Annotated in this window: 19 protein-coding genes and 1 pseudogene; 3 read left to right on the top strand and 17 right to left on the bottom strand. The window is 64.8% G+C overall.

Translation table 11 applies throughout. From position 1 onward, the window contains the following. Positions 1-322 (bottom strand): annotated as a pseudogene (locus AC1DY5_RS25570) (hypothetical protein); the annotation flags it as partial. Between the two features lie 69 nt (positions 323-391). Between AC1DY5_RS25570 and AC1DY5_RS25565 the strand changes: the two are divergent. Beyond that, complete coding sequence (locus AC1DY5_RS25565; protein WP_478115903.1) at positions 392-889, top strand: TlpA disulfide reductase family protein; 498 nt, start codon at positions 392-394, stop codon at positions 887-889. 27 nt (positions 890-916) lie between these two features. Here AC1DY5_RS25565 and AC1DY5_RS25560 read toward each other — a convergent pair whose 3' ends face one another. Continuing rightward, complete coding sequence (locus tag AC1DY5_RS25560) at positions 917-1,363, bottom strand: c-type cytochrome (RefSeq protein ID WP_478115901.1); 447 nt, start codon at positions 1,361-1,363, stop codon at positions 917-919. Positions 1,364-1,511: 148 nt separating this feature from the next. On the opposite strand from AC1DY5_RS25560, the gene AC1DY5_RS25555 reads away from it, so the two are divergent. Together AC1DY5_RS25555 and AC1DY5_RS25550 are read left to right on the top strand one after the other, a co-directional pair. Further along, on the top strand, positions 1,512-2,222 hold the full coding sequence (locus AC1DY5_RS25555) for a cytochrome b/b6 domain-containing protein (protein ID WP_478115899.1): 711 nt from the start codon (positions 1,512-1,514) through the stop codon (positions 2,220-2,222). Next, entirely contained in the window at positions 2,219-2,800 is a 582-nt protein-coding gene (locus tag AC1DY5_RS25550; protein WP_478115898.1) for a GNAT family N-acetyltransferase, read from the top strand. The genes AC1DY5_RS25555 and AC1DY5_RS25550 overlap by 4 nt, the downstream gene beginning before the upstream one ends. 3 nt (positions 2,801-2,803) lie before the next feature. Here the strand turns inward: AC1DY5_RS25550 and AC1DY5_RS25545 are convergent, their stop codons facing one another. The 15 genes from AC1DY5_RS25545 to AC1DY5_RS25475 form a co-directional block, all read right to left on the bottom strand. Continuing rightward, on the bottom strand, positions 2,804-3,310 hold the full coding sequence (locus tag AC1DY5_RS25545) for a redoxin family protein (protein ID WP_478115897.1): 507 nt from the start codon (positions 3,308-3,310) through the stop codon (positions 2,804-2,806). A gap of 153 nt (positions 3,311-3,463) precedes the next feature. Further along, positions 3,464-3,733, bottom strand: a complete 270-nt coding sequence (gene rpsQ / locus AC1DY5_RS25540; protein ID WP_286521867.1) for a 30S ribosomal protein S17 — start codon at positions 3,731-3,733, stop codon at positions 3,464-3,466. A gap of 9 nt (positions 3,734-3,742) precedes the next feature. After that, positions 3,743-3,994 carry a 50S ribosomal protein L29 gene (gene rpmC / locus AC1DY5_RS25535; protein WP_478115896.1) on the bottom strand — a complete coding sequence of 84 codons (252 nt, stop codon included), beginning with the start codon at positions 3,992-3,994 and terminating at the stop codon, positions 3,743-3,745. Between the two features lie 14 nt (positions 3,995-4,008). Continuing rightward, positions 4,009-4,425, bottom strand: a complete 417-nt coding sequence (gene rplP, locus AC1DY5_RS25530) for a 50S ribosomal protein L16 (protein WP_028250943.1) — start codon at positions 4,423-4,425, stop codon at positions 4,009-4,011. 28 nt (positions 4,426-4,453) lie between these two features. Beyond that, positions 4,454-5,380 carry a 30S ribosomal protein S3 gene (gene rpsC, locus AC1DY5_RS25525; RefSeq protein ID WP_478115895.1) on the bottom strand — a complete coding sequence of 309 codons (927 nt, stop codon included), beginning with the start codon at positions 5,378-5,380 and terminating at the stop codon, positions 4,454-4,456. A 13-nt stretch (positions 5,381-5,393) separates the two neighbouring features. Next, on the bottom strand, positions 5,394-5,726 hold the full coding sequence (gene rplV / locus AC1DY5_RS25520) for a 50S ribosomal protein L22 (protein WP_007838134.1): 333 nt from the start codon (positions 5,724-5,726) through the stop codon (positions 5,394-5,396). A gap of 9 nt (positions 5,727-5,735) precedes the next feature. Next, complete coding sequence (gene rpsS / locus AC1DY5_RS25515; protein WP_007838132.1) at positions 5,736-6,014, bottom strand: 30S ribosomal protein S19; 279 nt, start codon at positions 6,012-6,014, stop codon at positions 5,736-5,738. Positions 6,015-6,024: 10 nt separating this feature from the next. Beyond that, entirely contained in the window at positions 6,025-6,849 is an 825-nt protein-coding gene (rplB, locus tag AC1DY5_RS25510) for a 50S ribosomal protein L2 (protein WP_286370947.1), read from the bottom strand. 2 nt (positions 6,850-6,851) lie between these two features. Further along, on the bottom strand, positions 6,852-7,187 hold the full coding sequence (gene rplW, locus AC1DY5_RS25505) for a 50S ribosomal protein L23 (protein ID WP_478115894.1): 336 nt from the start codon (positions 7,185-7,187) through the stop codon (positions 6,852-6,854). Next, positions 7,184-7,804, bottom strand: a complete 621-nt coding sequence (gene rplD, locus AC1DY5_RS25500; protein ID WP_286569495.1) for a 50S ribosomal protein L4 — start codon at positions 7,802-7,804, stop codon at positions 7,184-7,186. The genes rplW and rplD overlap by 4 nt, the downstream gene beginning before the upstream one ends. Next, positions 7,804-8,484 carry a 50S ribosomal protein L3 gene (rplC, locus tag AC1DY5_RS25495; protein WP_286506353.1) on the bottom strand — a complete coding sequence of 227 codons (681 nt, stop codon included), beginning with the start codon at positions 8,482-8,484 and terminating at the stop codon, positions 7,804-7,806. The genes rplD and rplC overlap by 1 nt, the downstream gene beginning before the upstream one ends. Positions 8,485-8,731: 247 nt before the next feature. Then, a complete protein-coding gene (locus AC1DY5_RS25490; RefSeq protein ID WP_478115893.1) occupies positions 8,732-9,211 on the bottom strand; it encodes a hypothetical protein in 480 nt (159 codons plus the stop codon). Then, entirely contained in the window at positions 9,208-10,797 is a 1,590-nt protein-coding gene (locus AC1DY5_RS25485) for a carboxypeptidase-like regulatory domain-containing protein (RefSeq protein ID WP_478115891.1), read from the bottom strand. Before AC1DY5_RS25485 ends, AC1DY5_RS25490 begins: the two co-directional genes overlap by 4 nt. A gap of 149 nt (positions 10,798-10,946) precedes the next feature. Further along, a complete protein-coding gene (gene rpsJ / locus AC1DY5_RS25480) occupies positions 10,947-11,261 on the bottom strand; it encodes a 30S ribosomal protein S10 (RefSeq protein WP_028250951.1) in 315 nt (104 codons plus the stop codon). A 23-nt stretch (positions 11,262-11,284) separates the two neighbouring features. After that, on the bottom strand, positions 11,285-11,384 hold a 100-nt coding region (locus tag AC1DY5_RS25475; RefSeq protein WP_478115905.1), incomplete at its 5' end, for an EF-Tu C-terminal domain-related protein.

Raw genomic sequence — 11,384 nt, 5'->3', positions numbered from 1 at the left:
CCGGGGCGCCGGCCAGCTGGCTGCGCGTCGCCGCGCGCCAGGCGCGGATCCAGCCTTCGGCCTGCGCCGGGCTGCCGGCGACGGCGTGGGCCACCGCGAAAGTGGCGCCGCCGGTCTCGCAGCCCGCCATGTCCACCGTGACCGCTTCGACGCCGAGCGGCAGCGCCCGCGTCGCCCGGTCCGGCTTGCAGGGCAGCAGCGCGACGACGCCATCGTTCCCGATCGGCACCTCGCGCCAATTGAAGGTCGGACTGCAGCCGGCGAGCGCGCTGGCAAGGGCCAACGCGGGCGCGGCGAGGCGGGAACGGGTCGTTGGGGGCATCGGAATCGCGATTATCGAACCGGCGCCCGATCGGAACTAAAATTCCTCCGACCGCTCCATCCCTTGCCCATGAAAAAAGTCATCTACACCGCCGCTGTCGCGCTCGCCCTGGCCGTGGGCGTCGGGGTGTACCTGAACACCGGGGTGTCGGCGGCGCCCGCCTCCACCTTCGTGCTGCTCGACGGCAGCAAGAAGAGCACCGAGGACCTCAAGGGCAAGGTCACGCTGGTCAATTTCTGGGCCACCAGCTGCGTGACCTGCGTTGGCGAGATGCCAAAGGTCATCGCCACCTACGACAAGTACCGGGCGCGCGGCTACGACACGCTGGCCGTGGCCATGAGCTACGACCCGCCCAGCTACGTGGTCAATTTCGCCGAAACCCGCAAGCTGCCGTTCAAGGTGGCGATCGACAACACCGGCGCCGTTGCCAAGGCCTGGGGCGACGTGCAACTGACGCCCACCACCTACCTCGTCAACAAGCGCGGCGAGATCGTCAAGCGCTACGTCGGCGAGCCCGATTTCGCCGAACTGCACAAACTGATCGAGAAACTCCTGGCCGAAGCCTGACCCCCGGCCGGCGCGGCCCGGCGCGAGTCACTTCTTCCGGAAGGTGTCGTGGCAGGTCTTGCAGGTTTCGCCGACGTTCGCCACAGCGGCCTTCACCGCATCCAGATTGCCGGTCTTGGCCGCCGCCGCGAGTTTTTCCGTATCGGCCATCAAGCGCTCGTTGAGTTCCTTGAACTTCGCCTGCTCCTTCCAGATGTCGGGCTTGGCATTGCCACCCTCGGTGCCGGGTCCAAAACCGGCCCAGGGCAGCTTCGTGATCACCGTGAGCACATCCGCGTTGGCACCCGCGGCGGCCTGGTCGAAGGGCACACGACCACTCGCCATGGCGGCAATGCGACCAATGTGCTGGCTCTGCACGAACATCGCGCTCTGCCGGTACTTGATCGCATCCTCGGTCTTGGCGAACTGAGCGGCGGCCGGAAGCGCCAGGGCGAAAGCGGCGGCCGCAAGGGCGAACAGGCGTGTCTTTTTCATTCTTGGTTCTTTCCTGGAAGCCGCGGGCAATGCGGCCCCGGCCCAGTGTAGGGATTTGCCGCCGCAAACGACTAGAGACAACCCTCAGGGCCCGGCGCCCCGGAAGTTTGCTAATCTGCGCCTTCCGCCGCTCCGTCCACCGCTATCGATGACCGCCTCCTTCCAGTCCCACACGCCACGCGCGGGGCTGAGCGGTGCGCCCTCGAACACCCGCGTCTGGGATCTCCCGACCCGCGTCTTCCATTGGTTGCTGGCGGCGGCGGTCGTCGCCCAGATCGCGACCGGATTCGGCGGCGCGATGGAATGGCACTTCCGGATCGGCTACACGCTGTTGGCGCTGCTGCTGTTCAGGGCGGTCTGGGGCTTCGTGGGCGGCCGCTGGTCGCGCTTCGCGGCTTTTCTCTATGCGCCGCGCTCGTTGGCCGGCTACCTCCGTGGGCAAGCCCCTCCCGACCATCTGGTAGGCCACACGCCGCTTGGCGCGTTGTCGGTGTTCGCGCTGCTCCTGCTGCTCGCGATCCAGGTCGGGACCGGCCTCATTTCGGACGACGAGATCTCGAATTCGGGCCCGCTCGCCCGCTTCGTCTCCAGCGGCATCGTCAGTGCGGCGACCCACTGGCACGCGGTGCTGGGGATATGGATCGTGATCGCGCTGGTCAGCCTGCACGTGCTGGCCGTGCTGTTCTATGTGCTGGTACGTCGGCAGCAGCTGCTGAGGCCGATGATCACCGGGGACAAGCGGCTGCTCGGCGTCACCGTACCGCCGAGCCGCGACGACGCCGCCTCGCGCCTGCTGGCGATGGCGGTGTTCGCGGTCTGTGCCGCATTCGCGAGCTGGATCGCATCGCTGCGACTATGAGCCACTCCTTGTCACGTCCGCTGCCGCTTGCCGACACGCCGGAGATCGTCATGATCACGCCGGACGAGCCGCACGAACTCGACGCGGCGCGGGCGATCTTCCGCGACTATGCCGATTCGCTGGGCATCGATCTCGGCTTCCAGAATTTCGACCACGAGCTAGCCAGCCTGCCGGGCGAATACGCCGAGCCGCGCGGCGCCCTGCTGCTGGCCCTGGTCGATGTGGGCGAAGTCGCGGTCCCGGTCGATGCCGAGCCATTGCCGCGCGCCAATGGCCAGCTTGCGCATGTGGCCGGTTGCTGCGCGCTGCGCCCGCTGGACACCGCCGACTACCCGAACGCGGCCGAGATGAAGCGTCTCTATGTGCGGCCGCAATTCCGGGGCGTGGGGCTGGGCCGGCAACTGGCCGAGGCCATCCTGGATGCCGCCCGCGGCGCCGGCTATGCCTGCGTGCTGCTGGACACCCTGGACGACATGGAATCGGCCCGGGCCCTCTACGAGGACCTGGGCTTTGCGGAAGTGCCGCCCTACTATCACAACCCCATTGCGGGGTCGCACTATCTGAAGGTGGATCTTTAGCTTTTATCCCTTGACCTGGGCCAGCAGGGTGTCGGCGTCGCTGACTTCGAACTTGCCCGGGCCTTCGACGTTGAGGGTCACGACCTTGCCGTCCTTCACGAGCATCGAGTAGCGGTTGCTGCGCACGCCCATGCCGCGCGCGGTCAGGTCGAGCGTCAGGCCGGTCGCGTTGGCGAAGGCGGCGCTGCCGTCGGCCAGCATCCGGATCTTGGTCCCGGTCTTCTGGTCGCGCGCCCAGGCGCCCATCACGAAGGCGTCGTTGACGCTCACGCACCAGATCTCGTCGACGCCCGCGGCCTTGAAGTCGTCGAAGTGCTGCACGTAGCCCGGCACGTGCTTGGCCGAGCAGGTCGGCGTGAAGGCGCCGGGCAGCGCGAACAGCGCGATGGTCTTGCCCGCGGCCGCCTTAGTGACGTCGACCGGGTTCGGGCCAATGCTGCAGCCTTCGCCCTCGACCTCGGAATACTCCTGCAGCGTGGCCGAAGGAAGGGTGTCGCCGACTTTGATCATGTGTGTGCTCCAGAAAAAGAAAAACGGCCCACATTGTGGGCCGCTTTCGGTTCGGGCGCAGGTACCTGGCCCCCACGCTCCCCACTCCGTGTGGGTCGCTGCCCCCGAGGGGGCTGCAGGCCGCCTTGGGGCGGCCCGGCGTCGGCCTGGGAATTAGACCAGAACGGCCTTCTGCACTAGGCGGGTCACGACCCAGTTCTTCGACTTCGAGATCGGCCGGCTTTCGGTGATCTCGATGGTGTCGCCCAGCTTGTACTCGCCCTTTTCGTCATGGGCGTGGTACTTGCTGGTCTTGGCCACGATCTTGCCGTAGAGCTCGTGCTTGACACGACGCTCGACCAGCACGGTCACGGTCTTCTGGCGCTTGTCGCTGACCACCTTGCCGATCAAGGTGCGCTTGAGGGATTTTTTAGCTTCCGTCATGTTCACTCCTTACTTGGCGGCTTGGGCTTCTTGCTGCTTCTGAGCAAGAATGGTCTTGGCGCGCGCGATGTCGCGGCGGGTCACGCGCAGCGTCGAGGTGTTCGACAGCTGTTGCGTGGCCTTCTGCATGCGCAGGCCGAAATGGGCCTTCTGCAGGTCCTTGATTTCGGTTTGCAGACCGGCGACGTCCTTTTCGCGGAGCGTTGCGGCCTTCGAAGTCTTGGCCTGAGCCGCGACTTCCTTCTTCTTACGTGTTGCCATGGTGTTCTCCTCGATCAGGCGCCGAGCTGGCGTGCGACGAAGGTCGTGCGCAGCGGCAGTTTGGCAGCGGCCAGACGGAAGGCCTCGCGGGCGAGTTCTTCGGGAACGCCGACGATTTCGTAGATCACCTTGCCAGGCTGGATCTCGGCGACGTAGTACTCGGGGTTGCCCTTGCCGTTACCCATCCGCACTTCAGCGGGCTTGTGGGAGATCGGCTTGTCGGGGAACACACGAATCCAGATGCGGCCACCGCGCTTGACGTGGCGCGAGATCGCGCGACGTGCGGCTTCGATCTGACGGGCCGTCAGGCGGCCGCGGTCGATCGACTTCAGGCCAAAGTCACCGAACGACACTGCGTTGCCGCGCGTCGCGATGCCGGTGTTGCGGCCCTTTTGTTCCTTGCGGAACTTTCTGCGTGCAGGTTGCAGCATTTTTGTTACTCCGTAGTTCTAAGACCGATCACTCGGTCTTGGCACCGTCAGCTGCTGCAGCTGGCGCGGCTTTGCGTACGCGCTTAACGGCGGGTTTCGAGTCTGCACCCGGTGCAGCCGGAGCTCCACCAGTGGCTTCTGCGGGCTTGTCGCTGCCATCGGCCGGCGCGGTGTTGCCACCGATCGGGCCACGGGCACCGGCGCGCGGGCCAGGACCGCGACGGTCCGAACCCGGACGGTCGCCACCCGGGCGGCCATCGCGACGCGGACCGCGGGGGCGGCGCTCGTCGTCAGGACGCGGCGTTTCGACGGCCGGCAGGTCGTTTCGACCCAGCGTGTCGCCCTTGTAGACCCAGACCTTGACGCCGATGACGCCGTAGGTGGTCTTGGCTTCCGAGGTGCCGTAGTCGATGTCGGCGCGCAGCGTGTGAAGCGGCACGCGACCTTCGCGGTACCACTCGCAACGCGCGATTTCGATGCCGTTCAGGCGGCCCGACGACATGATCTTGATGCCGAGGGCACCCAGACGCATAGCGTTTTGCATGGCGCGCTTCATGGCACGACGGAACATGATCCGCTTCTCGAGCTGCTGCGTGATGCTGTCGGCGATCAGCTGGGCATCGATTTCGGGCTTGCGCACTTCTTCGATGTTGACCGCGACCGGCACGCCGAGCTGGCGGCCGAGTTCACGCTTGAGGTTCTCGATGTCTTCGCCCTTCTTGCCGATCACGACGCCCGGACGTGCCGAGTAGATCGTGATGCGGGCGTTCTTGGCAGGACGCTCGATCAGCACGCGCGAAACGGACGCGTTCTTGAGCTTCTTCTTCAGGTACTCGCGCACCTTGATGTCTTCGGCCAGCATGCCGGCGAAGTCTTTGTTGCTTGCGTACCAGCGGCTGGACCAGTTACGGCTAACCGCGAGGCGGAAGCCGGTTGGGTGGATTTTCTGTCCCATATTTCTTCCAGCCTTAATTGCCAACCGTCACGTACACATGGCACGTGGGCTTGCTGATGCGATTGCCGCGACCCTTGGCGCGCGCGGTGAAGCGCTTGAGCGTGGCGCCTTGCTCGACGTAGATGGTCTTGACCTTCAGTTCGTCGATGTCGGCACCGTCGTTGTGCTCGGCGTTGGCGATCGCCGACTCGAGCACCTTCTTGATGATCACAGCGGCCTTCTTCTGCGTGAACTGCAGAACGTTGAGCGCTTGATCGACCTTCTTGCCGCGGATCAGGTCAGCGACCAGACGGCCCTTGTCGACCGAGAGGCGGACGCCGCGGAGGACTGCACGTGTTTCAGACATGGTCGTTCCTTACTTCTTCTGGACTTTCTTGTCCGCGGGGTGCCCCTTGAACGTGCGCGTGAGCGCAAATTCGCCGAGCTTGTGGCCGACCATCTGGTCGGTGATGTACACGGGCACGTGCTGCTTGCCGTTGTGCACGGCAATGGTCAGGCCGATGAACTCGGGCAGGACCATCGAGCGACGCGACCAGGTCTTGATCGGCTTCTTGTCCTTGGTCGTCACGGCCTTGTCGGCCTTGGCCACGAGGTGGTGGTCGACGAACGGACCCTTTTTGAGAGAACGAGTCATTTGCTAACCCTTACTTCTTGCGACGCGACACGATGAAGACTTGCGTGCGCTTGTTGTTACGGGTGCGATAACCCTTGGTCAGGTTGCCCCATGGGTCGACAGGATGGCGGCCTTCGCCGGTCTTGCCTTCGCCGCCACCGTGCGGGTGGTCGACCGGGTTCATCACCACGCCGCGAACGGTCGGGCGGATACCCATCCAGCGCTTCACACCGGCCTTGCCGAGCTGGCGCAGGCTGTGTTCTTCGTTGGCGACTTCACCGATGGTGGCGCGGCATTCGACGTGCACGCGGCGCACTTCGCCCGAGCGCATGCGGACCTGGGCGTAGACGCCTTCGCGGGCCAGCAGCGTTGCGGACGTGCCAGCCGAGCGGGCGATCTGTGCGCCCTTGCCGGGTTGCAGTTCGATGCAGTGGATGGTCGAGCCGACGGGAATGTTGCGGATCGGCAGCGTGTTGCCGGCGCGGATCGGGGCTTCCGAACCGCTCAGCAGCGTTGCACCGGCTTCAAGACCGCGCGGGGCGATGATGTAGCGGCGCTCGCCGTCGGCGTAGCACACCAGCGCGATGTGGGCGGTGCGGTTCGGGTCGTACTCGATTCGTTCGACCTTGGCCGGGATGCCGTCCTTGTTGCGCACGAAGTCCACCACGCGGTAGTGGTGCTTGTGGCCACCACCCTTGTGACGGGTCGTGATGTGACCGTTGTTGTTGCGGCCGGCCTTCTGGAATTGCGGTTCCAGCAGGGGGGCGTGAGGAGCACCCTTGTACAGGTGGTCCCGCGAGATCTTCACCGCGCCGCGTTGGCCCGGCGAAGTGGGTTTCATCTTGATGACGGCCATGATTAAGCGCCTTCCCCGACGAGGTTGAGCTCTTGACCAGCCTTCAGCGTGACATAGGCCTTGCGAACGTTGTCGCGGCGACCCATGGACTTGCCGAAGCGCTTGGACTTGCCCTTGGTGTTGAGCACCGACACGCCCTTGACTTCGACCTTGAACATCAGTTCGACAGCGGCCTTGATCTCGGGCTTGGTGGCGTCCTGCAGCACCTTGAAGGTGACGCCATTGGACTTCTCGCCGACCATCGTGGCCTTCTCGGACACGATCGGGGCGACCAGCACGTTCATCAGGCGACCTTCATCGAACTGACGTTGTGCGGGAGTAGGGTTCATGCGGCTCATGCGAACATCTCCTTGAGCTTGTCGACGGCACCCTTGGTGACCAGAACCTTCTTGTAGTGGACCAGCGACACCGGATCGGCGTAGCGCGGTTCGACCACGAGCACGTTGACCAGATTGCGCGAGGCCAGGTACAGGTTCTCGTCGACTTCTTCGGCGATCACGAGCACGGACTCGAGGTTCATCGCCTTGAACTTGGCGGCCAGCGCCTTGGTCTTGGGCGAGTCGACCTTGATGGAATCGACCACGGCCAGACGGCCTTCGCGAGCGAGCTGCGAGAAGATCGACGCCATGCCGGCGCGGTACATCTTCTTGTTGATCTTCTGCGAGAAGTTTTCGTCAGGCATGTTCGGGAAAATCCGGCCACCCCCGCGCCACAGCGGCGAGGACGTCATACCGGCACGGGCGCGGCCCGTTCCCTTTTGCTTGAAAGGCTTCTTGGTCGAGTGCTTGACCTGTTCGCGGTCCTTCTGGGCGCGCGTGCCTTGGCGGGCGTTGGCCTGGAATGCGACGACGATCTGGTGAACCAGGTCTTCGTTGTAGTCACGGCCGAACACGGTCTCGGGGGCGTCGTACTTCGACGCGGCCTGGCCTTGTTCGTTCAGGAGTTCGAGTTCCATTACTTGGCTCCTTCAGCGGCTTGCGGCTTGGCCTTGACGGCCGGACGCACGGTGACGAAGCCACCCTTCGAGCCGGGGATCGCGCCCTTGATCAGAAGCAATTGACGGGCTTCGTCGATGCGGATCACGTCGAGGTTCTGGGTCGTCACAGTGACGTCGCCAAGGTGGCCCGTCATGCGCTTGCCGGGGAACACGCGACCGGGATCCTGCGCCATGCCGATCGAGCCGGGCACGTTGTGCGAACGGCTGTTACCGTGCGACGCGCGCTGCGAGCTCATGTTGTGGCGCTTGATGGTGCCAGCGTAGCCCTTGCCGATCGAGGTGCCTTGCACGTCGACCTTCTGGCCCACCGCGAACACGCTGCCTGCGGCAATGACGCCACCGGCCTTGTGCTGACCGGCCGTATCGGCGGTCACGCGGAATTCCTGGATGATTTCACCCGCTTCGACACCTGCCTTGGCGAGGTGGCCGGCGGCCGGCTTGGTCACGCGCGATGCTTTGCGCGAACCGAACGTCACTTGCAGTGCGACGTAGCCATCGGTCTCTTGGGTTTTGATCTGGGTCACGCGGTTGTTGGACACATCCACCACCGTGACAGGAACTGCGTCCCCGTCATCGGTGAAGAGACGCATCATCCCCACCTTGCGGCCCARCAACCCGAGGGAGTTGCTCAGACTCATTTGTTTTCTCCAAAAATGGAAGTCCTCGCCCGCCGCTGCCACTTCAATTGGCGACAGCGTTGGACCCCTTCACGCTTTGGCGTTTTCACGCCTTCGCGTTGCGAGGGCCCACGAACGAGGGTTGTTAAAGTTTCCACCCGACTGCACCCCCTGGATTCCCAGGAAGGCGCAAGTTAGGCAGAGCCGAAGATTATAGCCCGCAAGCGCCCAATGGCGCAAGCGAGCGCTTCGGCGAAGCCCGGGAGGGCTATTTGACCTGCATCGGCAGGATCTTGTCGCCGTCAGCGGAGCGCTTGAGGGCGCCGCTGGCCGGGGCCGCGGAGGTCGGCTTGCCGACCGAGACCGCGACCGAAGTGGCGCTGGTGGCACCGAGTTGCGTGGTGAAGACGTTCAGATAGCCGATGCCGGTCGCGGCCGGCACTACCTCCACGGTCCAGGTGGCCGGCTGCCCTGCCGGCAGGCTGCGGGTCGTCTCGTAGCCCACCAGCGACAGGCCGCCTTCGGTCGCGAGCTGGACCGTGGCGCCCGCCGGATCGACGATGCCGTCGAAGCTCAATTGCACCGCCACCGACTGGCCGGCCTGCGGCGTGCCGTCAACACGGTACTGGACCACCACACCGGCCCCGTTGGCCTTCATGGGCGCTGTCGTCATGGGCCCGCCGCCGGCTTCGGCCGCCAGGGGCACGGCCAGCGCCAGGGCGCAGGCCAGCGCGGCTCCGATTCTCACTGGATGCTGACGTTGAAACATGTCGATGCCGAGGAGTTGTTGAAGTCGTTGATCACTAGAACGTTGTCGCCCGCAGGCAGGCTGACAGCCTTGCTCTCGCTGCTGCCGAAGCCGATGCTGTCGTCGATCAGGCGGCCGCTGTAGACCGCGAAATCCGGGTCGGCCGCGGCCGGACCGGAGACGGAGATCGTCCGGACGCCCGCACTGGGGAGGGCGAAGCGCAGGTAGACGTAGTTGCCGAGCTTGTTGCTGGCGCCCGCCGTATTGGACACGCAGGCGGTGGTGTTGCCGGGGACTGTGGCCTGGCTGTACATCGGCAGCGCGCCGGACACGCCGCCATTGTTCGTTTCCTGGACGCCGAAAGGATCGCCGGCAGCGGCGCTGATCTGCTCCGAGACCAGCAGGCTGGACAGGGCCGAGGCGCTGGAAGGTGCCGCGGCGTAGAAAGCGGCTGCGAAGGGATGGATCGAGGTCACCGCCACGCCGTTCTTGAAGGCGGCGCCGGTCAGGGTGTCGTTGATKGGCTTGAAGCCGACCTGGCTGTTCAGGCGCCACAGAGTCGAATGTATCGAAGCCTCACGGTACCAGCCGGGAGCGGCGGCGCCCGAACTGAGGTCGATATTGGTGCCCGGCCCTTGCGACGCTCCGACCGAATCCGTGTAGTTGCCGCGCGCCAGCGCGATGCCCGACCAGGCGTTTCCCCACCCTTCCGAAAAAGCCACCCGGCGGTCGAGACGGTCGTTCAAGCCATGGCTGCCGCCCGGCGAATCGTCGCGGCTGAAGGCCGACTGGTAGTAGTGCCCCCATTCATGGGCGATCACCGATTCGTCGTACTCGTCGGTGTCCACGTTTTCCTTGCCCAGCACGAAGATGGCGCGTCCGGCGCTGGACACGGAGAAGGAAGTGGTCCCGATCTGCCCGAGCGCGGGATTGCCGCTGGCCGGAACGTTGTTGGGACTCCAGAAGACGCGCAATGGCGGGAAGGCGGTGCCGGGCGCGACCGACAGCATCTTCGCCTGGGCGGCGTAGATTGTGTCGAGCACCGCGAACGGCGCGGCGGCCCGGGTCGAGGCGTAATGCGTGCCATCCCAACCCGACGGCGCCTGGATGTCCCGGGTGCTGGCCGCGGCACCGGTCGAGAACGATGGCGTCTCAATCGCATAGAGGGCGTCGGACTGGGTGTTGTCTCGGACCGAGACATCCCAGCTCGCGCCGCCGGCGGCCTGCACCATCTGGGCCTTGACCCGAACCAGGATCTGGGTGCTCGAGGGCAGCGACACCGAGTAGGCGCCCTTGGCGTCGGTGGTCGTTGTCGCAAGGACGTTCGACCCGCTGTCGACGATCTCGACGGTAGCGCCCCGGATCGGCTTTGGCGCTTCGGCTGAATAAACCAGTGCGCCGGCGGAATTCGGGATCGAGACATAGGTGGCGGTACCGTTCAGGACGACGGCCCCTGCCCCGCTGCTTCCCGGGTTCGTCCCCGGCAGCGCAGCAAAGCCGCCACCCCCTCCACCACCTCCGCCGCAGGCCGTGAGCACCATCACCATGCCCACCACCATGCTTCGCCAGACCCACTTCACCTGCATTCCGCACCTCTCTGAGAAATTTCCTCGCATCTGATGAGCGCTTTCTGCATAAGTTGCAGATTTTTCCGAGGATGCTACAGAGAAACCAGAATAAACAAAGCCCGCCTACATTTTTGTAGGCGGGCTTCGCAAATGCAGCAGCCGTGCGATTACTGCAACTTGATCTCGACGTCAACGCCAGCCGGCAGGTCCAGCTTCATCAGCGCGTCCACAGTCTTGTCGGTCGGGTCGACAATGTCCATCAGGCGCTGGTGCGTGCGGATCTCGAACTGGTCGCGGCTGGTCTTGTTGACGTGCGGCGAACGCAGGATGTCGAAACGCTTCATGCGGGTCGGCAGGGGCACCGGGCCCTTGACGATCGCGCCGGTGCGCTTGGCGGTGTCAACGATCTCGGCTGCAGACTGGTCGATCAGCTTGTAGTCGAACGCCTTCAGGCGGATGCGGATTTTTTGCTTGGTAGCCATGGTGATTCCTTCGCTGCTTCGAATCAGATGTCGAGGATCTTCGCCACGACGCCCGAACCCACGGTGCGGCCGCCTTCACGGATGGCGAAGCGCAGGCCTTCTTCCATCGCGATCGGGTTGATC

The organism is Variovorax sp. P4_D9 (assembly GCF_056401695.1).
The sequence above is the reverse complement of the archived record's forward strand: the minus strand, read 5'-3'. Positions and strand labels throughout refer to the sequence as shown.